At 37.1% G+C, this 26,603-nt stretch carries 27 protein-coding genes and 1 tRNA gene; 4 read left to right on the forward strand and 24 right to left on the reverse strand.

What is annotated here, in order from left to right:
- Positions 1–47: 47 nt before the first annotated feature.
- The gene (locus tag AC2CGN_RS18370) at positions 48–2,324 is read right to left on the reverse strand and encodes a S9 family peptidase (protein WP_286925436.1); all 2,277 of its coding nucleotides are present in this window, start codon (positions 2,322–2,324) and stop codon (positions 48–50) included.
- A gap of 537 nt (positions 2,325–2,861) precedes the next feature.
- Here AC2CGN_RS18370 and AC2CGN_RS18375 point away from each other — a divergent pair.
- Together AC2CGN_RS18375 and AC2CGN_RS18380 are read left to right on the forward strand one after the other, a co-directional pair.
- On the forward strand, positions 2,862–3,734 hold the full coding sequence (locus AC2CGN_RS18375; protein ID WP_429988038.1) for a DMT family transporter: 873 nt from the start codon (positions 2,862–2,864) through the stop codon (positions 3,732–3,734).
- A gap of 36 nt (positions 3,735–3,770) precedes the next feature.
- Positions 3,771–5,099 carry a histidine--tRNA ligase gene (locus AC2CGN_RS18380; protein WP_484515446.1) on the forward strand — a complete coding sequence of 443 codons (1,329 nt, stop codon included), beginning with the start codon at positions 3,771–3,773 and terminating at the stop codon, positions 5,097–5,099.
- Positions 5,100–5,294: 195 nt separating this feature from the next.
- On the opposite strand, the gene AC2CGN_RS18385 is transcribed toward AC2CGN_RS18380, so the two are convergent.
- Together AC2CGN_RS18385 and AC2CGN_RS18390 are read right to left on the reverse strand one after the other, a co-directional pair.
- The gene (locus AC2CGN_RS18385) at positions 5,295–6,059 is read right to left on the reverse strand and encodes a TPM domain-containing protein (RefSeq protein ID WP_429986059.1); all 765 of its coding nucleotides are present in this window, start codon (positions 6,057–6,059) and stop codon (positions 5,295–5,297) included.
- A complete protein-coding gene (locus AC2CGN_RS18390; protein ID WP_283869469.1) occupies positions 6,059–6,640 on the reverse strand; it encodes a LemA family protein in 582 nt (193 codons plus the stop codon). The genes AC2CGN_RS18385 and AC2CGN_RS18390 overlap by 1 nt, the downstream gene beginning before the upstream one ends.
- 161 nt (positions 6,641–6,801) lie before the next feature.
- On the opposite strand from AC2CGN_RS18390, the gene AC2CGN_RS18395 reads away from it, so the two are divergent.
- Positions 6,802–7,416: a spore coat protein gene (locus tag AC2CGN_RS18395; RefSeq protein WP_283869470.1), complete on the forward strand. Its 615-nt coding sequence runs from the start codon at positions 6,802–6,804 to the stop codon at positions 7,414–7,416.
- Positions 7,417–7,471: 55 nt separating this feature from the next.
- On the opposite strand, the gene AC2CGN_RS18400 is transcribed toward AC2CGN_RS18395, so the two are convergent.
- The 4 genes from AC2CGN_RS18400 to AC2CGN_RS18415 all read right to left on the reverse strand — a co-directional run bounded on the left by AC2CGN_RS18400 (position 7,472) and on the right by AC2CGN_RS18415 (position 10,358).
- On the reverse strand, positions 7,472–8,194 hold the full coding sequence (locus tag AC2CGN_RS18400) for an amino acid ABC transporter ATP-binding protein (protein ID WP_283869471.1): 723 nt from the start codon (positions 8,192–8,194) through the stop codon (positions 7,472–7,474).
- Positions 8,191–8,895, reverse strand: a complete 705-nt coding sequence (locus tag AC2CGN_RS18405; RefSeq protein ID WP_283869472.1) for an amino acid ABC transporter permease — start codon at positions 8,893–8,895, stop codon at positions 8,191–8,193. The genes AC2CGN_RS18400 and AC2CGN_RS18405 overlap by 4 nt, the downstream gene beginning before the upstream one ends.
- An 86-nt stretch (positions 8,896–8,981) precedes the next feature.
- Positions 8,982–9,779 (reverse strand): basic amino acid ABC transporter substrate-binding protein, encoded by a 798-nt coding sequence (locus AC2CGN_RS18410; protein ID WP_429982951.1) that lies wholly within the window; start codon positions 9,777–9,779, stop codon positions 8,982–8,984.
- A gap of 504 nt (positions 9,780–10,283) precedes the next feature.
- Positions 10,284–10,358: transfer RNA gene (locus tag AC2CGN_RS18415), tRNA-Arg, on the reverse strand.
- A gap of 308 nt (positions 10,359–10,666) precedes the next feature.
- On the opposite strand from AC2CGN_RS18415, the gene clpP reads away from it, so the two are divergent.
- Complete coding sequence (gene clpP / locus AC2CGN_RS18420) at positions 10,667–11,257, forward strand: ATP-dependent Clp endopeptidase proteolytic subunit ClpP (RefSeq protein ID WP_054770443.1); 591 nt, start codon at positions 10,667–10,669, stop codon at positions 11,255–11,257.
- A 182-nt stretch (positions 11,258–11,439) separates the two neighbouring features.
- Here clpP and AC2CGN_RS18425 read toward each other — a convergent pair whose 3' ends face one another.
- From AC2CGN_RS18425 to lgt, 17 genes are all read right to left on the reverse strand, one after another.
- A complete protein-coding gene (locus AC2CGN_RS18425; protein ID WP_283869474.1) occupies positions 11,440–11,697 on the reverse strand; it encodes an HPr family phosphocarrier protein in 258 nt (85 codons plus the stop codon).
- Positions 11,698–11,811: 114 nt separating this feature from the next.
- On the reverse strand, positions 11,812–12,759 hold the full coding sequence (gene whiA, locus AC2CGN_RS18430) for a DNA-binding protein WhiA (protein ID WP_283869475.1): 948 nt from the start codon (positions 12,757–12,759) through the stop codon (positions 11,812–11,814).
- A 65-nt stretch (positions 12,760–12,824) separates the two neighbouring features.
- The gene (locus tag AC2CGN_RS18435) at positions 12,825–13,820 is read right to left on the reverse strand and encodes a gluconeogenesis factor YvcK family protein (RefSeq protein WP_286925443.1); all 996 of its coding nucleotides are present in this window, start codon (positions 13,818–13,820) and stop codon (positions 12,825–12,827) included.
- 4 nt (positions 13,821–13,824) lie between these two features.
- The gene (gene rapZ, locus AC2CGN_RS18440; protein WP_286925444.1) at positions 13,825–14,718 is read right to left on the reverse strand and encodes an RNase adapter RapZ; all 894 of its coding nucleotides are present in this window, start codon (positions 14,716–14,718) and stop codon (positions 13,825–13,827) included.
- 10 nt (positions 14,719–14,728) lie between these two features.
- Positions 14,729–15,196 carry an NUDIX domain-containing protein gene (locus AC2CGN_RS18445; RefSeq protein WP_286925445.1) on the reverse strand — a complete coding sequence of 156 codons (468 nt, stop codon included), beginning with the start codon at positions 15,194–15,196 and terminating at the stop codon, positions 14,729–14,731.
- Between the two features lie 353 nt (positions 15,197–15,549).
- The gene (trxB, locus tag AC2CGN_RS18450; RefSeq protein ID WP_286925446.1) at positions 15,550–16,494 is read right to left on the reverse strand and encodes a thioredoxin-disulfide reductase; all 945 of its coding nucleotides are present in this window, start codon (positions 16,492–16,494) and stop codon (positions 15,550–15,552) included.
- Between the two features lie 219 nt (positions 16,495–16,713).
- Positions 16,714–18,237, reverse strand: a complete 1,524-nt coding sequence (locus tag AC2CGN_RS18455; protein ID WP_484515453.1) for a tetratricopeptide repeat protein — start codon at positions 18,235–18,237, stop codon at positions 16,714–16,716.
- A gap of 90 nt (positions 18,238–18,327) precedes the next feature.
- Complete coding sequence (gene hisIE, locus AC2CGN_RS18460) at positions 18,328–18,945, reverse strand: bifunctional phosphoribosyl-AMP cyclohydrolase/phosphoribosyl-ATP diphosphatase HisIE (RefSeq protein WP_484515455.1); 618 nt, start codon at positions 18,943–18,945, stop codon at positions 18,328–18,330.
- The gene (hisF, locus tag AC2CGN_RS18465; protein WP_429982959.1) at positions 18,942–19,703 is read right to left on the reverse strand and encodes an imidazole glycerol phosphate synthase subunit HisF; all 762 of its coding nucleotides are present in this window, start codon (positions 19,701–19,703) and stop codon (positions 18,942–18,944) included. Before hisF ends, hisIE begins: the two co-directional genes overlap by 4 nt.
- Positions 19,697–20,329 (reverse strand): imidazole glycerol phosphate synthase subunit HisH, encoded by a 633-nt coding sequence (gene hisH, locus AC2CGN_RS18470; RefSeq protein WP_484515457.1) that lies wholly within the window; start codon positions 20,327–20,329, stop codon positions 19,697–19,699. Before hisH ends, hisF begins: the two co-directional genes overlap by 7 nt.
- The gene (hisB, locus tag AC2CGN_RS18475) at positions 20,326–20,925 is read right to left on the reverse strand and encodes an imidazoleglycerol-phosphate dehydratase HisB (protein WP_283869483.1); all 600 of its coding nucleotides are present in this window, start codon (positions 20,923–20,925) and stop codon (positions 20,326–20,328) included. Before hisB ends, hisH begins: the two co-directional genes overlap by 4 nt.
- Before the next feature lie 4 nt (positions 20,926–20,929).
- Complete coding sequence (gene hisD / locus AC2CGN_RS18480) at positions 20,930–22,204, reverse strand: histidinol dehydrogenase (protein WP_429982961.1); 1,275 nt, start codon at positions 22,202–22,204, stop codon at positions 20,930–20,932.
- Positions 22,205–22,240: 36 nt separating this feature from the next.
- Positions 22,241–22,864 (reverse strand): ATP phosphoribosyltransferase, encoded by a 624-nt coding sequence (hisG, locus tag AC2CGN_RS18485; RefSeq protein ID WP_286925454.1) that lies wholly within the window; start codon positions 22,862–22,864, stop codon positions 22,241–22,243.
- The gene (locus tag AC2CGN_RS18490) at positions 22,857–24,029 is read right to left on the reverse strand and encodes an ATP phosphoribosyltransferase regulatory subunit (protein WP_429982962.1); all 1,173 of its coding nucleotides are present in this window, start codon (positions 24,027–24,029) and stop codon (positions 22,857–22,859) included. Before AC2CGN_RS18490 ends, hisG begins: the two co-directional genes overlap by 8 nt.
- 524 nt (positions 24,030–24,553) lie before the next feature.
- Positions 24,554–25,096 carry an acyltransferase gene (locus AC2CGN_RS18495; protein ID WP_286925456.1) on the reverse strand — a complete coding sequence of 181 codons (543 nt, stop codon included), beginning with the start codon at positions 25,094–25,096 and terminating at the stop codon, positions 24,554–24,556.
- A 4-nt stretch (positions 25,097–25,100) separates the two neighbouring features.
- Positions 25,101–25,739 (reverse strand): pyrophosphatase PpaX, encoded by a 639-nt coding sequence (ppaX, locus tag AC2CGN_RS18500; protein WP_484515460.1) that lies wholly within the window; start codon positions 25,737–25,739, stop codon positions 25,101–25,103.
- 15 nt (positions 25,740–25,754) lie between these two features.
- Entirely contained in the window at positions 25,755–26,576 is an 822-nt protein-coding gene (lgt, locus tag AC2CGN_RS18505) for a prolipoprotein diacylglyceryl transferase (RefSeq protein ID WP_484515462.1), read from the reverse strand.
- Positions 26,577–26,603 lie beyond the last annotated feature (27 nt).

Here is a 26,603-nt window from a genome sequence, read left to right on the forward strand (position 1 = left end):
TTTTTCACATAAAAAGACTGCGCCGCTCGGCACAGTCTTTTTTTCTATTATTTTTTTAGATGACTATCTAGGAATTTTAACATCGCATTATAGAATTCAATTTTATTTTCTTCATTTTGGAAGCCATGACCTTCATTCTCTTTCAGCATGTACTCCACGTCAACGCCTCTAGCACGTAATGCTTCTACAATTTGATCGGATTCAGCTTTGTTTACACGTGGATCATTTGCACCTTGAGCCACGAATAGTGGTGTTTTAATTTTATCCGCATGGAACACTGGAGAAGCAGCTGTTAATAGCTCTTTATCTTTCTCTGGATGCCCTACTCGCTCATAGAACATTTCACGCATTGTTTCCCAATATGGAGGGATTGTATTTAATAACGTAAAGATATTCGAAACACCTACATAGTCAACTGCTGCTGCATATAAATCTGGTGTAAACGTAATACCAGCTAAAGTAGCATAACCGCCAAATGATGCCCCGTAAATACCAATTCGTTTAGGGTCCGCAATACCTTGGTCAATTGCCCATTGTACACCATCTGTAATATCATCTTGAATTTTTAGACCCCACTGTTTATTCCCAGCCTGCAGGAATTCCTTACCGTAACCAGTAGAAGAACGGAAATTAACCTGTAAGACTGCATAACCGCGGTTCGCTAATAGCTGTACTTCTGGATTGAAGCCCCACATATCACGTGCCCATGGACCACCATGTGGATTCACGATAAGTGGTAGATTTTTAGCTTCTTTGTTTTTTGGCAATGTTAGATAGCCATTAATTATTAAGCCATCTCTACTCTTATAGGAAATTGGATGCATTTCAGATAGTTCCTCAGATTTTAACCAAGGGCTTAATGTAGCCAATTCTGTTAATTTATCTGTTAAAGAATCATAGTAATAATATTTTCCGTAAACCGTATCACTAGAAACGCTAACAATAAACTTAGTCATTTCCTTATTGTAATCGTTAATACCTAATTCACTTTCATGAACACCTAATTTATCTTGTATTTTACGGAATAGCTTTTCAAAGTTCTCATCAAAGAATTGGTAATGTGGTTTATCTGTTATATACGCACCATATAATAGTTTATCCTGCTCGGCACTATATAGTACACCTGTAACGTCTACTTCTTTATTAGACATAACGACTTCTTCTTTGCCTTCTAAATCATATTTAACAACTTCTACTTTGTCTCTTCCTTTATTAGAGGTTGCGTAAATATGTTTATTATCCTTGGAGAATGCAAGTGGTGTTACTTCATCCCCTGCTGCTAATTCAATAAATGGCTTGAATTCATCTTTTTCGGAGTCACGATAAAGAACAGTTCCAACTACCCCATCTGATGCAACCGCAACACGCACTTCTCCATTACGGTCTGCTAACCAGTTTGAGATATTACCAGGGTTTTTAGCAACATGTGTTGTTTCACCAGTCTTCACATTAAGCTTGTACACATCGAACACTGTTGCATCTTCTTTGTTCATCATAATTAGAATCTCATCTTTTACACCCTGCAAACTACTTAATAAACCTACTGTCACATTTGGATACGGCGTTAAATCCTTTTCCTCTGTCCCGTTAAATGTTGTAGAGTAGATATGGAAATTCTCATCTCCACCTTTATCCTTAACATATAATAATGTATCATCCTTCCAGAAGGAACCAGCTATATCTCGATCCTTTGAACTTGATACACGGACAGGCTCACTATCATCACCCATTTTTTTTACAAAAATATTAGAACGGTTTTCCCATGCTGATGAAAACGTTATATAGTTACCATCTGGCGAAAGCTGATAGCCAAAGTTTCCTGGACTTTTCATGAAGTCTTCTACAGAAATTTCCTTTACGCCCTCATTATTAGTACCGTTTTTCACTTGTTTAGCATTATTTAACATTTTGACTGCATCTTGCTTAGAAAGCGTATTATCACTAATTAAAAGCCCAGTAAATAATCCAAGCTTAGCTGCTTTTTCTTTGTACTCATCAAGCGTTGATTCTTTTTCCTCTTTATTTAAAGCTCTTACTAAAATACGTGCTGCTTCATCGCGTTTAATAGCAAGGGTTAAATCCTTTAATTCCTCACCTTTTACCCACGTTGCAATGATTTGCTGACGCATAGATTCTGATCCATGCTGGAAGGTTAAAGCTGTTACAGCTAAATTAAGAAATTCCTGTGCTGTGACACTTTCCTCTTGGGCTACTACTTGTTGACTAGTTTCATTGGCAGCTCGTACCTCTTGCATTGTGACTGGATAAACAGCAGAAGTCGTTAAAATGACCGCTAATGATGCCGATAAAAATCGTTTTTTCAAAATGATTCCTCCTTATATCATTGTGCGTTATATCGTTTGTCGATATATTAAAATTATAACAACTTTAGCGCTTTTGTCAATAAATGATAATAATTAAATATAATTACCTTTTAAACCAATAAAAAAATTGAACCATAGTACATGGGGTTTTGAGCTGAACTAATCCACACAATTTAGTTCAGCTTTTATTTAGGAATAAAATAAAATTTAGGATATTTAATTGTTAGATTCTATTGCAGTCTATGAAAATTAATATCTCTTTTATTTAAGTGAGCAACTCGACCAACTGAAAGCTGGGGCTATTATTACGTGCACAGTGTCCATGCAACTGATTACACATCATGGATAAACGTCGAAAAACTCTCTCCAATTGGTTAAAAATGGTTTAAGGACACAAAAATGTCAAAGATCACTATTGAAATGTAATTATTTGTAATGATAGGATTAAATTAACTCGAGCGAGCGTCAATTGCTGTAGCAACTTATATTTTTAGATACAATTCTATTATTTTTTTAAATTTGTGAAGGAAGGTTAGTGTGAGAGATTTAAAAAAAGGCACTATTTATGCAATAATTTCAGCTATTTGTTTTGGTATTATGCCCATTTTCGCTATAAAAGCTTATAGCTATGGGATTTCTGTTTATACATTACTGGTTTTAAGATTTTCAATAAGTTCTTTACTATTTTTTTTGTTTCTTATATGGAAAAAAATACCTATTAAAATTAGTAAAATGGATTTAAAGTTATTTTTTCTATTGGGTGGTGTTTTATTTACACTGTTATCTGTCCTACATTTTGAATCATTAAAATATCTATCTTCTGCTATGGCTGTTTTATTATTATTTTCATTTCCTATATTTGTTTCAATCTTTTCCTTTTTAATCTACAAAGAAAAGCTAAAGGTAAAATCAATCATAGCTTTATTTTTCACCTTTATTAGTATGATTTTTTTATTAGGCGTTTCTTTTCAAGGTATAAATATGAAAGGCGTAATGTTAGCGATATTAGCTGCTATTGTATATGCACTATATATGATTCTTGGAAAAAAAGTCACCGACAATAATTCTCCCGTTGTAACAAGTACTTATGTTACCTCCTTTGCTGCATTGGGTGTAATTTTCATAGGACTAATAACTAGTGAACTACATTTGAATTTTGGTTCAAATGCATGGATATATATATTCGGCATTGTTGTTATTTCAACGATTATAGGTGAAATAACTTTATTTAAATCACTACAGATTCTTACTTCAACAAATGTTTCTATGATAAGTATGGTAGAGCCCATATTCACCTCTATCTTTGGCTTACTGTTTTTGCAGGAAGTAATGGAACCTCTTCAACTATTGGGAGGTATTTTCATCTTAATAGGCTTAACTTTCTTGATTTATTTTCAAAATAAAAATTAATATGATTCAAATACTCATCGAAAGGAAGATTCAAAGATGATTTTTAACCTAAATGAAAAGACTCTATCAATTCCTGAGGGAACTGAAGATGTTTTAGGAATTGATATGAGATATCGAGAACATATCATCAATATAATTAAAGGCGTTTATGAAAACTATGGTTTCAATCCACATAAAACACCTATTTTAGAATACTTAGAAACTTTTAACGGACATCATGGGGAAGGAGAGAAGTTATTTTTTCATATAAATGATAAAAATGAAAAAATTCTTATTCCTCGCTATGATCTAACTGTACCGCTGGCTAGAGTAGTAAGTATGTATCCAAATATACCGAGACCTTATAAAAGATATCAAATTGGTCCATCTTTTAGAGATGATCAGCCTGGAAAAAGTCATTTTAGAGAATTTACACAATGCGACGCTGATATCATTGGCTCAGACAGTTTATTAGCTGAAATCGATATTACAATAATGGCCCATGAATTGATTAATAAGTTAGGAATAAAAAACTTTGTTTTGAAAATAAATCATAGACTACTTATTCAAGCCTTAGCTCTTAAAGTTGGTTTGAATACCAAAGAAGAACACCTCGGATTACAAAGAGCCTTAGATTATGCAGATAAAGTTTCAAAAGACGGATTACAAGGTATAAAAAATAAACTAATAGAAAATAAAATTCCACTGAATATTGCTAATCAAATACTAATTGAAATTGAATGTTTTTCTAACCTTTTAGCTCAATATGAGGATTTACAAAATCAAATAAGTCAAATTGAAAAGTTCTTTAATTACTGTCTCACTTCTACAAAGGCGACAGCCGATTTGAAATTTATCCTCTCTTATTTACCAAAAAATGTTCAATCCAACATCAAAATTGATTTAACATTAGCAAGAGGGGCAGATTATTATACAGGCTATATATTAGAGGGTTTGGTTGTTGACTCTGAAATCGGAGCAATTTTAGGTGGTGGACGATACAATAATTTAGTTTCTGCTGTCGGCAATTTAAATGAACCAGGAGTTGGCTTAGCCTTTGGTTTAGAAAGATTATTATCTGTATTGAAAAGCCTAGATTATATTGACAAAAATATATTACTGCCTCATAAAATATTATTAGCTGATGCCAACGAAGAGTTCCATCCTAAGATTTTTCATATCGCTCGTGAATTAAGAAAATACTATGATGTTGACATTTATTATAATCACACTCAATTTGAAGATATAATCCATTTTGCTCAGGAAAATAAGCATCAAATAATTATAGAGCTTATTGGGGACCGTCCATTCATTCACTCTGTTATAGAGAATGAGACATTTAAGTTGGAAGTAACAGGTATTTTAAATAGTTTAGATTTTATATAATGATTCTCGACCTTGCTTTATATATGAGTATTACTTTAATAATTTCACGTATCAAATAATTTGAATTTTCTCTAAAATAAAAATGTACATTACTAAAAAAATTTAATTTAGTAATGTACATTTCTATTATATGCGCAACATTATATTCGGGTAGTAATGTACAATTCCCTATTTTTAATGTTACAAAGTAGCCAGCTAGAATTTACGACTTGCTCCGCCTCCAGCAGATGAACCACCTCCAAATCCACCAAAGCCGCCTCCACCTGAGCCTCGGCTGCCAAAGCCACCGCCAAAGCCTCCTGGATAGCCTCCTCTGCCACCTGAGCGTGGTCCTCTTCCACCACCATTAGAAATAATGGAGTAAAAAACAAGGACAATGACAACAAGGACAATAATCATCCATGTTGGCATTTCTTCCTCTTCAGCTGAATTTGTAGGAGTCTCCCCCTCCCAATTGTACTCCTCTGCAACAATTTGAAATACTTCAGCATATGTTGCTTTAAAGGCTTGATCAATATTACCAGCACTTGCATTAGGATAAAACGCTGTATCTAATATCCGTCCAAGTTTCCCATCTGGTAATGCTCCTTCAAGTCCCTGACCAACAGCAATTACGACATCATTATTGCCTTCACCCTGACCAAATGTTGCTAATAATAATACACCGTTATTTTTTTGTGCATTACCAATTCCCCATGAACGAATCATTTTAGTCGCATACATTTTTGGGTCCTGTCCATGAATAGATTCCACAGTGATCACCATTATTTCGGCACCTGTCCCTTTGTCTAGCTGCTCTGAATAATGATTAAGCTCCTCTTTTACTGAAGTGGATAATACATTAGCAAAATCGTGAATATACGTATTTTTCATGGGGGTTGGCATTGCTGCATCTGCCATTCTAATCAATACAAGAAATGAGAAACAAACAATTGCAAATTGCACAATAAAACGTTTCATTATTGCTTACCTGAATTACTAAAATCAATAGATGGTGCCTTTTCAGAACCTGCTGTAGCTTTAAAATATTCCTTCTGCTCAAACCCAAACATTCCTGCAATTAAATTTCCTGGGAAACGTTTTACATTTTTATTAAAAGTTTGAACCTCATTATTGTAGTCCTCACGAGCGACTGCTAGCCGGTTTTCTGTTCCAGCTAATTCATCCATTAATTGTCGAAAATTAGCGTCTGCCTTTAAGTTTGGATAATTTTCTACCACAACAAGCAATCGACTAAGTGCGCCATTCAGTGCATCATTTGCAACCGCCTGTTCCTCTGGACTACGTGCATTTCCCATTTGTGAGCGTGCCTCCGAAATACTAGCAATAATATCTTGCTCATGCTTAGCGTACCCTTTTACTGATTCCACTAAGTTTGGAATTAAATCATAGCGACGCTGAAGCTGGTTTTCAACCTGGGCCCATTTTGAATCCACACTCTCTTCCGCTGTAACAAGGCTGTTGTATTTAGGGATAAATAGTAAAGCTAATAGCACTAAAATAATAATGATAATGCCAATAGGTCCAAGAACTTTTTTCAAATGGTATTCCCTCCTTTACACACTTACTTTTCCTTACCTCTAATGTGCTGCAAAAAAACATCTCTATTCTACATATATGCAAATGGAGTTATAGCGTATGAAATATATCTAATTAGACATACTAAATACTGCAACAAAATAACATTTAGGAGGCGTTTTTTTTGTCACAATCATTTCACAATGAATCAGCTAACCAACCATCATTCAACCAACAACAAAGCCTAAATCATGGTGGACATGAAGTTATGGACATGCATGAAACACTTGGCGAAATCATTGCTGGTATGAATCAATCCATTATTCTACGTCCACATGTTAAGGACCCTGAGTTACTTAGTATTTTGGATCGCCAATATAACTTCACTTTAGGGATGTATAACACTATTGTGGAATCTTTTAAAACTGGACATGATCCATCTGTTCCAACTGGACGTTACCAAATGGAGACAGGCAATAACTTTACTTATGGATTAAATCCTGGGCAACCTAAAAAACCAATGCAAAATGCAAATGAAATGAATGATGAAACAATTTCAGGCTTCTTATTAGGTGCTCAAAAAGGTACAGCCAAATGTATGACAGCTGCTGCGACTGAGACTACAAACCCTGTTGTTCGCCGTGTTGTTGCAGATAGTATTCCCAACTGTATTGAAATGGCATACGAATTATCTATTTACCAAAATAAGCATGGCTACTATCAAGTACCTCAATATTCGCAGCAGGATATGCGTACAATACTCGATTCATTCGGTACAACTACAAATCCTCTTCATTAACAAAAAAGCAGTCTCACATGTGATCTAAATCACCGGAGACTGCTTTGCTTTGTGGTTATAAAACTTTTCCTAAAAATGCTTTTGTTCGTTCATTTTGAGGATTTCCGAAAATTTCCGCCGGTGCTCCTTCTTCTACAATATAGCCACCATCCATAAAGACCACACGATCGCCTACCTCACGTGCAAAGCCCATTTCATGTGTAACGACAATCATTGTCATTCCTTCAGCTGCTAGATTCTTCATTACATCTAACACCTCTTTTACCATTTCTGGATCAAGTGCTGACGTCGGTTCATCAAAAAGAATGGCTTTTGGTTTCATTGCTAAAGCGCGAGCAATAGCTACCCGTTGCTGCTGACCACCTGAAAGCTGTTCAGGGTAGTTATATGCTTTACTATCTAAACCAACCTTCTTAAGAAGCTCATGTCCTAATGCTTCTGCATCGGCACGACTCATCTTACGAATTTGCATTGGTGCCATTGTCACATTATCAATAACCGTCATATGCGGGAATAAATTGAATTGTTGAAACACCATGCCCACTTCTGCACGTATTGCATTTATATTTGTTTTAGGATCATTAATCTTCACATTTTCAATATAAATGGCACCATCTGTCACTTCTTCGAGCATATTAATACAGCGTAAAAAGGTACTTTTCCCTGAACCAGATGGTCCTATTACACAAACCACCTGTTTTTCTTGTATTTCATAATCAATACCTTTTAATACTTCCAGCTTGCCAAAATATTTGTGTAAATTCTGAATTTTAATCATCGTGCTTCCCGCCCTTCTGCCTTACGAGGGACATAACTATTACTGAATCGCTTCTCGATAAATGCCACAATTTTTGTTACACCATACGTTAAAACTAAATATAATAATGCTGCAACAATGTATGGCTCCCAGAATCGGAAGCTAGCTCCTGCTACTACTTTACTTGCATATAAAATATCTGGAGCTGCAATAACGGTTACTAGAGAGGAATCCTTTAATAGCGCAATGAATTCATTCCCTAACGGTGGAATCATTCGTCTAAATGCCTGTGGTAAAATGACTTTTCTCATCGCTTGGTTATGTGTTAAGCCAAGTGATCGAGCTGCCTCCATTTGACCTTTCGCAATACTTTGAATGCCGGCACGGAAGATTTCTGCATTATAGGCCGCACAGTTTAATATAAGTGCCGTGATCCCTGACACCATATAGCCTAAAGAGTGTCCAAAAATCGTAGGTATTACGGCTAAATGAATTAATAAAATTTGCACTAGCATTGGTGTTCCACGGAATAAATCAACATAAAGCTTACACGGCCAATAAATCCATTTTTTCGTTGATAATTTTCCGAGCCCTAAAAATAATCCTAAAAAAATACCACCAAAATAACCACTGAGTGTCAAAATTAGTGTTACGCCAATACCACGTATAAACATATCTCGGTAGTTCCAGACTATGTCCCAGCGTAAGTCAAAGATGTCCATCCGAAAACCCCATTTCCCCTAAAAAGTTACGAAAAATATGAAGACGCTAGCATAAGGCTATGCTAGGGGCACCATTCATTCTTTTCTTACTTAAAGTCTGAGCCAGTAATCTCTTTTAATTTACCGTTCTCTTTAATCTTTTGTAGACCCTCATTTAATAGGTTTAAGAGCTCTTTATTTCCTTTTTGAACCATGAAGCCATAATATTCTTTATCAAATGCATCATCTTCTATTACTTTTAGTTTTTGATCTGGGTGTGCTTTGATATATTCGTAAACTACTGCATTATCACCAATCGCAGCATCTACATTGCCATTTAGCATTTCTTGGATAGCAACTGGTTGATTTTCAAATGCCATAATATTTGTACTTGCATCACCCTGTAGCTTTTTCGCTGCTAAATGACCAGTCGCATTAATTTGAACTGAAACTTTTTTATCTTTGAGCTCTGCTAATGATTTAATCTTTGAATCCTCTTTTACAACGATTAATAATTGAGATTCATAGTATGGCTCAGTAAAATCGAATGATTGTTTACGTTCTTCTGTAATTGTAATTCCGGATGCCCCAATATCTGTTTCACCATTTTTAATTGTTTGGAATACAGGCTCCCAGCCAATATTTTGCCATTCTACCTCAAAGTTCATTTCATCAGCAATAGCCTGCAAAATATCGACATCAATCCCTACTATATTCCCTTTATCGTCAATCGATTCAAACGGAGCGAAAGTAGCCTCTGTACCTACCTTATAAACTTTTTTACCGCTTCCGCCATCCTCTGCCGGTGCACTACCTGATGATTTATCTTCCTTCGCGCCACATCCTGCTAGAGCTAGCATTAGTGCTGCCACGAGCATAAGTAACATAGATACTCTTTTTTTCATAGCATTTCCCCCTAAAATAAGTTTTTCCGAAATACGACTTCATTTTTCACAATTCGGAAATGTTAGACTATTAGGTCAATTATAGTAACATTATTGCTAATAGACAATAACTTTTCGTATAAAAGTAATTATTTTTTCATAAAAATTTATTTCCATGTGTTTTTTTAGCAAAAAACGGTATGAATAATCGAAAATAGCATTAAAAATGAATATTTATACATCAACTAATCATGCCAAAATTAGATAGTTTTGGGCAAAAAAAAAAGAATCCCCTCAGATAGGATTCTTTTTTTTCGACTAGATGGCTAGTCCTCACGTACAGTATGTCCACTAAAAAATAATTTGGAGTTGTTGCTTTTTTGAAGGTTTGAATGGAACAAATACGGGAATAATGCCAATTAGGGCAGTATTTCCACTATTTTCCCTTCTTTCTCCACTAAGCAGGCTGCTAAACTACTTATTAGGAGAATCGAGCTATAAAAGGTAATAAAATAATCAATAAAATGGCGCCCTCGGAGGGAATCGAACCCCCAGTGCAAGAACCGGAATCTTACGTGTTATCCATTACACCACGAGGGCATTAAACACAAAAAAAAAGTACTCACTCTAGGCTTTATGAAAAGCATGATGTAGATAATCCTCATTTTTTGAAGCATACCCGCAAAATAGTGTACCGTACTTTAATCTATGACCTTAACTATTATACAAACGTATTGCCAACAATTCAACTATAGAATGCAAAAAACAATTTATTTTTTTATTTCACTTTAGCAGGGTTAATATTTGACCTTCCCTGACTATAATGTGTATGATAGGGATACAGCTGAAATACAACGGAAGTTTTCAGCAAGAGTATTCGAATTTAGTTTTATTAAGGAGGATTTAACATGAATTTAATTCCTACAGTTATTGAACAAACAAGCCGTGGTGAACGTGCATATGACATCTATTCACGACTACTAAAAGACCGCATCATCCTTTTAGGAAGTGCGATTGATGACAACGTGGCTAACTCAATTGTAGCTCAGCTTCTATTCCTACAAGCTGAAGATCCAGATAAAGATATCTCACTTTATATTAACTCACCAGGTGGATCAATCACTGCTGGTATGGCCATCTATGACACAATGCAAATTATTAAGCCACAAGTACAAACAATCTGTATTGGTATGGCTGCATCTATGGGAGCATTCCTACTTGCGGCAGGTGAGCCTGGTAAACGATTCGCTTTACCAAATGCAGAAGTAATGATTCACCAACCATTAGGTGGCGCACAAGGTCAAGCAACTGAGATTGAAATCGCTGCTAAACGTATTTTATTCCTACGTGAAAAATTAAATGGTATCTTATCAGAACGCACTGGGCAACCGCTTGAAGTCATTTCAAGAGATACAGATCGTGATAACTTCATGACAGCTGAACGTGCAAAAGAATATGGCTTAATCGACCATATTATGGACCGTAGCGACCGTAAATAACAAAGTACAGACATCTCAGATTTAGTTCTGAGATGTCTTTCTTTATTTTGACGCTCTATCCATCACTTTTACATTTTCATCCGTCACTTTGACATTTCTATCCGTCACATTAGCTCCGCTATCCACCACTTTCGTTAAATAGAGCATAAAAAAACTGCCCAATTATTGGACAGTCTTTAAATTTAATCTTCTTTTTCGATTAACTCTGCCAATGCTGTAACCGCTTGCTCAGCATCGTTGCCTTCACTGCTTAACACTACTTCTGTTCCTTTGGCAATAGCTAAGCTCATTACACCCATAATGGATTTAGCATTAACTTTTTTCTCATCCTTCTCAAGAAAGATATCTGCACTAAAGCGATTTGCTTCTTGAACAAATAATGCTGCTTGTCTAGCCTGTAGTCCTAATTTTAATTTGACTTGGACTCTTCTCTCGGTCATTCTCAAAACTCCCCTTTACTACCGTTCATCTTATTAGTTTTATCTTACCTTACTTACTAGCAAAAGAACAATATGTGTTTACGCATCACATTCATACCTGAAAAGTATGAAAACTTAACCACCAATCTTTTCTCCACGTCTTAATGCATCCGCTATTTCGTCGATTTTCCGTAAACGATGATTGACACCTGATTTACTAACCGTTCCGCTTGATACCATTTCACCCAGTTCTTTTAGGGTGACATCTTGATATTCTACTCGTAAACGTGCAATTTCTCGAAGCTTTTCTGGTAATTGATCTAGGCCAATGGAATTTTCAATAAATCGAATATTTTCAACCTGACGCAATGCAGCACCTATTGTTTTATTTAAGTTTGCTGTCTCACAATTAACAATACGGTTAACGCTATTCCGCATATCTCGCAATATACGGACATCCTCAAATTTCATCATTGCCTGATGTGCTCCTACAATATTAAGAAAATCAGAAATCTTTTCTGCCTCTTTTAAATAGGTCACAAAGCCCTTTTTCCGTTCTATTGTTTTAGCATTTAGATCAAATTCATTCATAACATCCATTAAAGCCTCGCCATGCTCTTTATATAACGAATAAATTTCTAAATGGTAGGCTGACGTTTCTGGATTATTAACAGAGCCGCCTGCTAAAAATGCACCTCGTAAATATGCTCTTTTTTGACCACTCTTTTTAATAAGCTTTGGAGAAATCGTATGATTGAATTGAAAGTCGTCTGAGATGATTTCTAAATCAATTAGTAGCTCGCGCGCACCATCTCTTACACGGCAAATATATACGTTATTTTTTTTCAAACGCATTTTTTTTCGAACAAGTAACTCTACATTATATGGATACAACTTTTTCATAATCGTATAGAGTCTTCTTGCAATTGCAGCGTTTTCAGTTTGTACGTCTAAGCTTAACTGTTTATTCGCAAAGGATAATGAACCATTCATACGAATTAGGGCAGATACTTCTGCTTTCATACAATGATTGTCCGCTTCTATTTGCGTTAATTCTTTTTTTGTTTCAGAAGCAAAAGACATATCACGTGCCCCCCTTTCAACTTCAGTTCTATGTATATGCCATCTTATCATATACAATAAGCGCTTTATGATTGTATTTTTGGATTGTTTACTTTTTGTTTATAAATATTTGCGTATTCTACAAGCCATTTAGCAACATTTGTCGCATTATGACGAACCGTCCCATCTGATCGAATTGTGGCAATATCTCGCTTAATAACCTCTAACCCCATACTTTCAAGCTTTGCCACATCAAATGTTACAGGTTCCGCACATTCTTCCTTATAAAGCTCCTGTACAGGATGTGGTAATTTCTCTTCATTTACTAAAATAGAATCGATAAAGGAAGCGCCAACATGTTCGTAAATTGCTTTTACATGATCTCCTGCTGTATAGGAAATGGTTTCACCTTTTTGAGTCATTAAATTACAAACATAAATTTTTCTTCCTTTAGCTCTTACAACAGCTTCACCAATTTCTTTGACAAGCAGGTTAGGTATAATACTCGTATATAAGCTACCAGGACCAATTAAAATATAATCCGCACGCTGGATTGCTCGTATTGCCTCTGGTAACGGTTTCACATTTTCAGGCACTAGAAAAACACGACTAATGCGTTTTGTAGCCGTTGGAATTTTAGATTCACCTTCGATTGTAGAACCGTCCTCAAGCTCTGCATGTAAATTAATTTTTTTATTGGCAGCTGGTATAACACGACCATGGACCTTTAACACTTTTCCCATTTCACTAATGGCATGGTTAAAATCACCTGTAATCTCTGTTAAAGCAGTGAGCATTAAATTGCCTAATGAATGCCCTCGTAAATCTTGTGATGCCGAAAAGCGATATTGAAACATTTGCTCTACAAGTGGCTCAACATCCGATAATGCAGCAATAACATTTCGGACATCGCCGGGTGGTGGTATATCATAATCATCCCGTAAGCGCCCTGAAGAGCCACCATCATCCGCTACTGTTACAATAGCAGTAATATCGAATGGATGATGCTTCAGCCCCCTTAGTAATGTAGAAAGCCCTGTACCACCACCTATAACAACTAGCTTAGTGTGCCTTTTCCCCATTCACTCAATCCTTTCTTCGATTGATGTCACGATGCGTTATAACCGTATTCTCTTTTCCACTTAGATATGCCCCAAAATACTCTGCTAATGTTACCGAGCGATGCTGTCCACCCGTACAACCAAAGGCAATAACAAGCTGTGATTTTCCTTCTTGTCTATATAGAGGTATCATAAATTCAAATAAATCCTTCAATTTTTGAATAAGCGTTTGTGTATCCTCAAGCGCTAAAACATAAGAGGATACCTCCGTCTGTAATCCCGTCTTAGGACGCAGCTCTTCAACATAATAGGGATTTTTTAAAAAACGCACGTCAAACACTAAATCTGCATCTATTGGCATACCATGTTTAAATCCAAAGGACATAATATTAACCGAAAAAACATGATCTGAATCACTCGCAAACTCTTTGGCGATTTTTTCACGTAGTTCCTTAGGCTTCATAGTAGACGTATTATAGACAAAATTAGCCCGCCCTTTCACTTCAGAGAGCAAAATACGCTCTTGTTGAATACCATCTAATGGTAAGCCATTGACAGCTAATGGGTGCGAACGTCTTGTCTCTTTATAGCGTCTAACTAATGTTGCATCATCTGCATCCAAGAACAATATGCGTACAACAATATTCCCTTCTTTTTGTATATGGTCAAGAGCACCAATAAGAGAATCAAAAAAGTCACCGCCCCGCATATCCATAACAGCTGCAATACGTGTAGTATTTTTTCCCGAATCCCTAAGGAGGGTTAAAAAAGTTGTAAGTAACGCCGGTGGTAAATTATCAATACAGTAATACCCTAAATCCTCAAAGCTTTGAATAGCTACTGTTTTTCCAGCTCCAGACATTCCTGTAATAATAACCAATTCATGTGTTCTTTGTTGGCCTTCAACCACCACTGTCATGCAGCTCCTTTTATTGTTCTTTTGATATTTGTATTTTTTCATGCAATAATTCAAAATCAGTCGTATATTCAAATGTTCCATACTGAATGCCTGATTGTGAGATAGCAAATTGTAAATTTGTCCGATCACCTTCAGCCATTGGCAAATGGTTTAAATCCTCTACTGGGTGCCATGCAAGCTTGCCTTCTCTCGTTTCATCAAAAGGTATACCTTCTATATCCTTGGCAACAAACGTATAAAGCATCCATTCATCAACGACTGCATTATTTTCTTTAATAACCATTGTATAAACACCTTTTAAATGCGCATTTAATGGTGTGACATTTGTTTCCTCCTGAAACTCACGTACAGCAGCCTCATAGATGGATTCGCCGCACTCCATTTTTCCACCTGGAGCTACGTACCAGCCGCGTCTAGGCTTTTGAAGTAATAATACTTGACCGTCTTTAACGGCAATTAAGTTTGCAATTCTTTGCATAGGCACACCTCTAATCACTTTGCATTCTATCCTTCATTATAGCAAGACCCAACAATATTTGTCCTCCATTCAGAACTTTAGTGCCTGGCAATTTTCACTTTAATCGTATTATTAGTAATCATGAGTTTGTCATCATCCATGAATCTAAAAGAGCTGGCTCACAATTATTAATATCCTAACATAACAAAAATAGGTTGCCCCACCATATTAGGCGGAGACAACCTACTAAACAAAATAAAAGGGGGATTGCTAATTACACAATATATATTACACCTTTTATATGTCATTCAAGTTACAACAATATTAAAACCGTGTTAAAAATTGTATTTTTTTCCTTGGAACTTTTATTTACATTAAGCATTAATTTTCTCTAATAGTTCTTCTACATAATGCTGTACTGCTTGTGCGGCAATACTTCCATCACCTGTAGCTGTCACAATTTGACGAAGTGATTTTTCGCGTACATCACCTGCTGCAAAGATACCTGGTACAGTTGTTTCCATGTTTTCATTTGTTAAAATATAGCCTGCATCATTTAAAATACCTAAAGATTCAAATGGCTTTGTTAATGGTAGCATTCCGATATAAACAAATACACCATCAGCAACAAATTCAGATTCTGTTCCATCTACAGTAGATTGTAATGTTACACTACCAACTTTACCGTTAGCTTCATTTATTTCTTTCACTGTAGCATTCCAGATGAAATCAATTTTTTCATTTGCAAAGGCACGATCTTGAAGTATTTTTTGTGCACGCAATTTATCTCGGCGGTGAACAATTGTTACTTTCTCAGCAAAGCGAGTTAAGTATACCCCTTCTTCGACAGCTGAATCTCCTCCACCTACGACTACTAGGTTTTTTTGCTTGAAGAATGCACCATCACAAACTGCACAATAGCTGACACCGCGGCCACCTAATTCTTTTTCGCCAGGCACGCCCATTTTTTTATATTCCGCCCCTGTAGAAATAATAATGGCACGTGTTTTATATTCTTTCGCACCTGATTTTATTGTTTTATATTCTTCACCATCGATAATTTCAGAAACATCGCCGTAAGCATATTCTGCACCGAATTTTTTAGCATGCTCAAACATTTTTGTAGACAGCTCTGGTCCTAAAATCGTATCGAATCCTGGATAGTTTTCTACTTCTTCTGTATTTGCCATTTGTCCACCAGGGATACCACGTTCAATCATTAAAGTTGAAAGGTTCGCACGTGATGTATATACAGCAGCAGTCATTCCTGCAGGACCTGCACCAATTATTACAACATCATAAATTTTTTCTTCCGACATAAAATCTTCCCCCTACACAAATACTTTTTTATCCCGCCTACATGTACTGTAAGACCCCCACTCTCCCATTTAAGTGATGCAATTATGAAGAGGGAAATCAACTACCCATGAAAAGCTTGATTGGCTCAACTCTAACTGTTTGAAGTTTTACCTATTAATAACGATTGTAAGTTCATCGTATGTGAAAGTAAAAAGTTATTCAACTATGTTGCTCAGAGGTTACTTATGACCGTTTGGTAAGAACTTTAAAATTTCATCAATATACTTTGATAAAGTCGCCACAGATACCCCATATTGCTGAGCTATCTCTTTTTTTGTAACCTTGAGCATTCGAGATGAACGAAATAAAAAATCATTCGCTCCTGCAATAGCTGCTGGATTTGTAAAACGATAATTACTGTTAAGTGCCTGCTCACAGAGAACAAACCACATTTGAAACATTGGTGCAATGAGGGCCGTAAGCTTACCATACTGTTCTAATAAAATTTCTGGCACACTTACTGCTCGTAAAAAACTAGCCTCAACCTTATTTTTCATATCAAAGTGATGACCAAGTGCATATGCTAGGAATAACTTTTCAAACGAACCATATTGCTCAACGTCTATCCATTTGGGATGTGCAATAATTTCTTGCTTATGCGCTGTACAGCTCAATAAAAACAACCCAAAAATACGCTCACTAGTATAATTACTCTCTAGTTTTTCTACAATATAATCACGGTCATGTTCTAATGCATCGAGCTCATAATCATTTTCCTGTTCACGCCAAGGTTCAAAGCCTTCTTTGTCCGGATCTAGCTCTAATAGTTGCTCCCAAGCACTCTTAGAAATTTCCTTATGTCCTGAGAAGTATGCCGCATGAGATAACCAAAAATAAAAGCCAGCATCCCCTATATAACCACGTTTTTGCATACTACGTAACCATTTAAAGGCCAAATCGTATTGCCCAACTAACGCTAATGTTGCACCTAGCTTGTAGCGATGTTCCCAAGTGTAAGGCTGAATTTTAACAAGTACATTTAAAAGGTCCTTTAATTCTTCTTCATTTTTTTCATAATATGCAATAACGGTTAAATTACATAACGCATGTAAATTTCCCTTATTTTTACGCAAGACAGTATTTAAAAGTGCCTTTGCCTGTTCTGCCTCACCGACATAAAAATATGCAAGTGCTAAATTATTATAAGCTGACCAAAAATCTGGTCGATCTTCAATTAACTCTTCTAGAATATTAATAGCTTCGGGGAAGTCCCCTTTTTCCATACAACGCCTCGCCTGTTCCTGTCGATATAAATCCTCGCCAGTACCATCTAGCTCCTCAAAATCATCCTGCTCAAAAGCAACGAATTCTAATATTTCTGCCGCCTCATCTGCATAGGCACCATCTGGCTCTTTTTGCAAATATTGCTCCGCAAAGCGTTTAGCATCTTGTATCATACCAACACATCCTGAAACCTCTGCCATATAAAAAATGATTTCTAGATTCTCTGGATCAATTTGATAGGCATGACGAAGAAGATCATACGCTTCCTCGAAACGTTGACCCTCTAACTCCACGATTGCCAATTGCAATAAGATCATTGGATCATCTGGACTTAGATCTACCGCACGCTGTAAATATTTATAAGCTTTATTCATTTGTCCACTATTCATTGCTTGAATTGATTTTTTATAATAATAGTCGCCTGTTGGAATGAACGACACGACATTCGTTAGATTCTCTTTTTGATGTTTCTTTTCCAAAATATTTCCTCCGAAACAAGAAATAAGGAACGTTTTTCACGTTCCTTTACACAGTAACCTTTATTATACCATACAATTAGCAATATGCTGTTATTTCTCTTCGTGACGTTTTTCTAACACATGTAAAACATCATAAACGCTTACTTTTTGTTCTTGCAGTAGTACTAATAAATGGTAAAGTAAATCGGCTGCTTCCCATTTAACCTCTTCTGCATCTCGATTTTTTGCACCAATAACAACTTCCGTTGCCTCTTCCCCGACCTTTTTACAAATTTTATCGATTCCTTTATCGAATAAATATGTAGTATATGCGCCTTCTGGCATTTCTTGCTCACGTTTTGCAATAACGTTAACAAGCTTAGTAATAATCTCAACAGAGCCAACCTTCGTATTTTGCTGAATAAGCTTTGTAAAGCAGGAGGTTGTGCCATTATGACAGGCTGGACCAGCAGGGAGTACTTCCACAACTAACGCATCTCCATCACAGTCTGCTTTCATGGCCACTACTTTTTGTGTATGACCACTAGTTGCCCCCTTGTGCCAAAGCTCCTGACGTGAACGTGAGTAGAACCATGTTTCACCTGATTCAAGTGTTTTTTTCAGTGATTCTTTGTTCATATAGGCTACAGTTAATACTTCTTTTGTATTGGCATCTTGCACAACTGCAGTGACAAGGCCTTTATCATCAAATTTAATGCTGTCTATCATCTTACTGCCACTCCTTTTTCACGTAAGTATTCTTTTACTTGCGCTACGCTCGTTTCTTTGTAATGAAAGATCGATGCGGCAAGAGCTGCATCTGCATCAACATCTTCCGCTAATACTTCGTAAAAATGCTCGGCATTCCCTGCACCGCCACTAGCAATAACAGGAACTGTTACAGCCTCTCTCACTGCCTTAGTTAAGGCTAAATCAAAACCTGATTTTTCACCGTCCTGATTCATGCTTGTTAATAAAATTTCTCCAGCGCCCAAGCGAACCGCTTCCCTTGCCCACTCTGTTGCTTGCCAACTAGTTTTGTTGCGACCACCATGCGTATAAACCATCCATGTGCCGTCTTCATCACTATAGCGCGCATCAATAGCAACAACAATACATTGTGCACCAAAAAAGTCAGATCCTTCTTTAATAAGCTCAGGTCGCTCTAAAGCAGAAGTATTGACTGATACCTTATCAGCGCCTGCACGTAAAATGCGTTTCATATCACCCAATGTGCGAATTCCACCACCTACTGTAAATGGAATAGCAAGTGTCGCTGCTGTTTGTCGCACGACATCCACCATTGTTTCACGCCCTTCATGTGAGGCAGAGATATCAAGAAAAACAAGCTCATCTGCCCCCTGCTCATCATAAAACTTGGCTAGCTCTACTGGGTCGCCTGCATCTCGTAAAGACACAAATTGCACTCCCTTTACAACTCGCCCCTCTTTCACATCCAAACATGGAATAATACGCTTTGTTAGCATGAAGCCACCCCCTTCAACCATTGCTGTAATAAAAACACACCTAGCTCACCTGATTTTTCTGGATGAAATTGCATTCCCGTTACAGAGCCAGTAGTAACAATACCTGGAACCCTTATTCCATGATAATCTGCATAAGCGACAAGCTCTGTGTCATCTATGTCGGTTGCATAAAAGGAGTGAACAAAATACACATGCTTCGCTGGCGGCAATGCTGTTAGCCAAGTTGGACGATTAGTCATGATTAGCTCGTTCCAGCCCATATGTGGTACTCGATATGCCTGACCATCATTCACACCAGCAAAACGTTTGATGCTACCTTTGAAAAATCCTAAGCCTTTTGTCGCTGTCACCTCTTCACTTTCCTCAAATAGCAACTGCATACCTAAGCAAATACCCAGCAGTGGACGATTATCTGCTTTTACCCTTTGTAAATAGCCATCTAATTTTGTCTCAGCAAGCCGTTTCATAGCATCTGGAAATGCTCCAACACCTGGTAATAAAAGTGCATCTGCTTTATCCAACGCTTTTTCATCAGCCGTAACAACCACCTCACAGCCAAGTCGTACTAATGCTTGCTCTACACTAAATAAATTACCCATACCATAATCGATCACACCTATTTTCACGTTAACAGCCCCTTAGTTGATGGCACACCTTTAACACGAGGATCAATTTCCACTGCTGCATCAATCGCGCGTGCTAACGCCTTAAAAATTGCCTCTATAATATGATGTGTATTCTGTCCATATGGTACAATGACGTGAACATTCATTCTCGCTTCTAGAGCAAATTTCCATAAAAACTCATGAACTAATTCTGTATCAAAGCTACCCACTTTTTCTTTTAATTGTGGTACACGGTATTCTAGATGTGGACGATTAGAGCAATCTACAACAACCTGTGCCAACGCATCATCCATTGGTACAAATGCTGTGCCATAGCGTTTAATGCCTTTTTTATCACCAAGTGCTTCACGAATCGCTTGTCCTAGTACGATTCCAAGGTCCTCTGTAGTATGATGATCGTCAATGTAAGTATCACCATTCGCTTGAATTGTTCCATCAAAAAGTCCATGCTTGATAAATAAATCCAGCATATGATCCATAAAGCCAACGCCAGTTTTAATATCAGCCTTCCCTTCCCCATCTAAATCAATGGCTACCGAGATTTGCGTTTCATTTGTTGTTCGTTCTACTTTCGCAAAGCGTTTTATTTCTGTCATTGTGCTACTCCTTTTCCCATCCACGTGATTCCACTGCACGCGCATGCCCCTCTAGACCTTCCATGCGTGCAAGCCGTGCAATTTTTGGTGCATTTTCTGCCCAAGTTTTTTCGTTATAAAAAACAATACTTGATTTTTTCACAAAATCATCGACGTTTAAGCCACTTGCAAAGCGAGCAGTACTATTTGTCGGCAGTATATGGTTTGTCCCTGCAAAGTAATCACCAACCGGTTCAGAGCTATAACGCCCGATGAAAATCCCCCCCGCATGACGTATCTGTTCAGCCACAGCCTCAGCATTTTTTGTTACAATTTCTAAATGCTCAGGTGCTAGTGAATTAACTGCATCAATTGCATCTGCCATTTTCTCAGCAACATAAATCGCTCCAAATTTTTCAATAGATGCACGTGCTATCTCTTGACGTGGTAAAGTGGTTAATTGCTTCTCCACTTCATTAGCTACTTTTTTAGCCAACTGCTCAGAAGTCGTCACTAAAATGGCACATGCCAACTGATCATGCTCCGCCTGCGATAAAAGATCCGCTGCAACCTCATCCGCAAATGCAGTATCGTCTGCTAGCACCGCAATTTCACTTGGTCCCGCAATCATATCAATCGATACTTCACCAAATACTTCACGTTTTGCTAGTGCTACAAAAATATTTCCTGGACCAGTAATTTTATCAACTGGCGAAATGGTTTCCGTACCATATGCAAGTGCCGCAATGGCTTGAGCTCCACCAACTTTATATATTTCCTCTACACCTAAAATTCGCGCCGCAGCAAGTACACCCGGAGGTAACTTTCCATCTCGACCTGCTGGGGATGAAATAACAATGCGTTTCACACCAGCAACTTGCGCAGGAATAACATTCATTAAAACTGACGATGGGTACGCCGCTATACCTCCAGGAACATACAGACCCACTGCATCGAGCGCTGTAATTCGTTGCCCTAGCCATGACCCATTTTCTAGCTCTAAGCGATAACCTGATCGCTTTTGCTGCTCATGATAAAGTCGAATATTTTGAGCAGCTTCTGTTAAATCAGCATAAAGCTGTTGATCTATCGCATTTGCGCCTTCTTCGATTTCTTCCTGTGTTACACGTAGATTTTCAGGTGCAAAGCCATCCCATTTCTCTGTATAAAAACGTATAGCCGCGTCGCCCTGTGCTCGCACATCTGCCAATACTTGTCGTACTACCTTTAGCTGTTCTTCATTACCACTTTCAAGCTGGCGCTTTAAAGAAATACCCTTTGTTAGCTTTGTTATTTTCATAGGATTACTCCCCTTTTATCTTCATGGTTCTATTTTTTAGTTAACACATTCCTTTAAGCGTCTCACTAGATCGATAATACGGTCTCCCTTCATACGATAGCTTACTGGATTAGCAATTAACCGTGATGATACATCTGTAATAAATTCATATTCCACAAGACCATTTTCTTTAAGCGTTCGGCCAGTTGAAACAATATCGACAATACGATCTGCTAACCCAATCATAGGTGCCAATTCAATCGACCCATTAAGCTCAATAATTTCTACCTGCTCCCCAATCCCCTTATAATATTTCATAGCAATATTTGGGTATTTTGTGGCTATCCTTGGCGCTATTTCATTCATCGTTGTATTAGGCAGACCTGCTGAAGCGATATAGCATGTACTAATTTTGAGATCCAGTAATTCATGCACTTCTCGTTGCTGCTCTAATAAAACATCTTTCCCTGCTATCCCAATATCTGCAACGCCGTGTTCTACATAAACAGGCACATCCATTGGCTTAGCTAAAATAAAGCGAATTTTCTCCTCAGGAATTTCTATCATTAATTTACGGGACATTTCTACTTCTTCTGGTAAATTAAAGCCAGCCTCTAAAAGCATTTGGTATGCCTCTTCAAAAATGCGCCCTTTTGGCATAGCAATCGTTAATTCATTCACCGCCAACTTCCTCCTGTCCAACAACAACTACCTCTGAAAAATAAGCTAAAAATGCTTTTTCATCGATTAAGCTACTTCTTAATTGCAAGGTAGCCTGTTTACCTGCCGCTCGTAAAACCTGTACCTTTGCTAGCGCCTCCTCAAATTGCTCTTCCTCAAAAAGCACAACCACTGCTTCTTCACGCTCATTTGCGAGTCCATTAAGTGTTTCTAATAGGCGATCAACGCGAATACTAAACCCAGTAGCACCTACTTTTGAACCAAACACCTCAAGTAATCCGTCATAACGTCCACCGTTGCCTAACGGAAATCCACTTCCTAATGCAAACACTTCAAATAGCATGCCTGTGTAGTAGCTCATATGACTAGAAAGTGTGAAATCAAAGGCTACATAATCCGCTAAATTAGCAATTTCAAGTAGTTTAGCAAGCTGTTGCATATATTCTAAAGCGTCGTTTTTTCGCACATATTTTTCAATATCTTTGATTTCTTTTAAATTCATTGCTTCCTCAATAAATTGAAGTAATGCATCTGTTTTCGCTTTAGGCAAATCAAAAGATTCTACCGCTTCTTCAAACCCAACATAGTTCCGTTGCACAAGAAGTGTTCGAAGTATGTCTTGCTGTTCTACGCTTTCCGTATAATCTTGTAAAATGCAATTTAAGATGCCCGCATGACCGATAGTAACTTTAAATTGAGATAATCCATATTGCTGTAATAGCTCCATTGCCGTCACGATCACTTCAGCATCAGCAAACACAGAATTGTCTCCAATTAGCTCGATTCCCATCTGATCAAATTCTGCAGGACGCCCACCTTCAGTTTCTTGTGCACGAAAGACACTTGCAAAATAAGCAAGACGTATTGGTATCATCTCTTTTAATAATTTAGATGTGGCCACCCGAGCAATTGGTGTTGTCATATCTGGTCGTAGTACTAATGTGTTTCCCTGACTATCTACGAGCTTAAATAAATGGGCATCGGCAATCGCAGAAGCTTTACCTACTGTATCAAAATACTCTACAGCAGGTGTCATAATAAATTCATAACCCCTGCTGCATAAAAAGTCTCGTCCAGTATTTCTTACAGCCTCTACCTTTTCATATATTTGTGGAAATGTATCGCGCATTCCAAGTGGTTTCTCAAACATTTTAATTGAAGACATGTAGACACTTCCTTACGTTTCACTTTAATTCACTAGAGTATTAGAGAATTAGATTATGAAAGAATTCTAACTTATTTCTCTCATTCAGTCAACTTGAATTCTCTAACAATTTCAACACTGATTATTCTGTTAATTATACACATTTACTAATGGAAAATAATGAAATTCAAAATATCTCCAAATTTTAATTTATGAATAGAGATTTAGTCGCCACTGAGAATGAAAGTGAATAACCAGGAAGAACACAAACTATAAATTATGAGTATTCACAACAGCATGTCCATCCGTCCAACTGGGTGAACAAATAATCGTAGGTATTTGTAAAGGAGGGTTTTATCTGAAGACAAAATAGCATTACACACAACAGATTTCATTGATGGCACACTGATTAAATCAACTTTTGTAGAGTCCAAATAATTATGAATTTATGCCTGAATATAATTCCCAACAAAAAAATAAAACTGTTCCAGAAACAAAGGTACCATTGTTTTTGGAACAGTTTTTTCATTGTTCAACCTTATAGGTCATTTTTTCGGCGTACACCACTCTACCACTTCGTTGCGTTTACGTTCTGCCATTTGCTCAGCAGTATAAATAATTTGCATCGGATTACCACCAGCTAAACAGCCAGCTGGCACATCTTTATGTACAAGTGTAGCAGCTGAGACAATTGCACCGTCACCTATCGTAACACCAGGTAGTATGGTTGAATTGGCACCAACCATTACCTCATTACCAATCTTCACATCTCCTAGACGATATTCCTCTATTAAATATTCATGTGCTAAAATAGTTGTATTAAAACCAATTACAGTATTATTGCCAATGTGTATGCGTTCTGGAAACATGGTATCTGGCATAACCATTAAGGCTAATGAGGTTTGCTCGCCAATTTTCATTTTTAAAAATGTTCGATATAGCCAGTTTTTTACACGTAAAAATGGTGTGAAGCGGCCAATTTGAATGACAATGAAGCACTTCATCACCTTCCAAAAGGACACCGTATTATATATATTCCACAGGGAGTTTGCTCCTTCAACACGGTAGCGTTCTGTTTTACGTGCCATTTACTTACCCCGCTTTCACAATATCTAATAAATCTGTCATATGATGTAACATATATTCTGGCTTGAATTGCTGTAAATATTCCGGACCTTTAAAAGCCCATGCGACACCAGCTGCTCTAATTCCCGCATTATGTCCAGCCTCAATATCGTGAGAATTGTCACCAATCATAATGGCCTCTTCCTTGTTTACACCAAGTCGTTCAAGAGCAAGCAAAACTGGCTCTGGATCAGGCTTAACATTTTTTACATCGTCCGTGCCTATACGGACATCAAATAGATGATTTGCACCTAGAACTGATAGACCACGATCAATCATCCCATTTCGCTTCGTAGACACAATAGCTAGTTTAAGACCCATAGCTTTTAATTGCTCTAAAGTTGGGACAACATCAGGATATTGTGTGACAAGCTCATCGTGATGTAACTCATTATATTTGCGATATTTAGCAATCATTGCATCCTCTTCTCCAGGAGCAATGTCACTCATTGTCTGTTTTAAGGACGGCCCAAGGAATTTTAGACAATCTTTTGGCGAATATTGCCCAGGAAATCGTTCATTTAATACGTGCATAAATGTTTGGATGATTAAATCATTTGTATTTAGTAATGTACCATCAAAATCGAATAATAATGCCTTTATCATAACGTTCTGCACCCCTTATTTATTATCCAAATATTTCACTGCTGGTTTTACTGTTAGGCGTCTGTAAATAATAGCACCAAGACCTACTATTACACCAATGATGGAGACAACCTGTGCTGAGCGTAAGTCACCAACTAAATACAAGCTATCCGTACGCAAACCTTCTATATAGAAGCGACCAATTGAATACCAAATTAAATAACTGAAGAAAATTTCTCCTCGATTTAAATTCACTTTACGTAAAAACAGTAAAATAAGTAAGCCGATGAAATTCCACACAGATTCATATAAAAAGGTAGGATGCACATAGGTTCCTAATTCCTCAATATACATTTGGTTAATAATCCAATCTGGTAACATCAGATTTTCTAAAAACTCTTTAGATACTGGACCACCATAAGCCTCTTGGTTCATAAAATTTCCCCATCGACCAATGATTTGTCCTATCAAAATACTTGGTGCCGCTATATCCGCTACACGTAAAAAACTAATATTTTTCTTACGTGTGAATATGTACGCTGTTATAAATGCCCCAATTAGTGCACCATGTATAGCAATACCACCATTCCAAATTTCAATAATCTTCCCTGGATTTTCACTATAATAATCCCAACGCATTGAAACATAATAAATACGTGCACATATTATCGAAATAGGAACTGCCCATAGCAATAAATCGGCAAGAAAATCATCTGGTAAGCCTCGTTTAACAGCCTCTCTTTGACCTACAACATAAGCTAAAATAATACCTGATACAATTAATAACCCGTACCAACGAACGGGAATTGGCCCCAAATGAAAAGCAATTGGGTTAATTTGCAATAGTAATAACTCCATCAAATGCTCCTCTCAATTTCTATTCAC

The organism is Lysinibacillus sp. DFXJR4, from assembly GCF_057196045.1.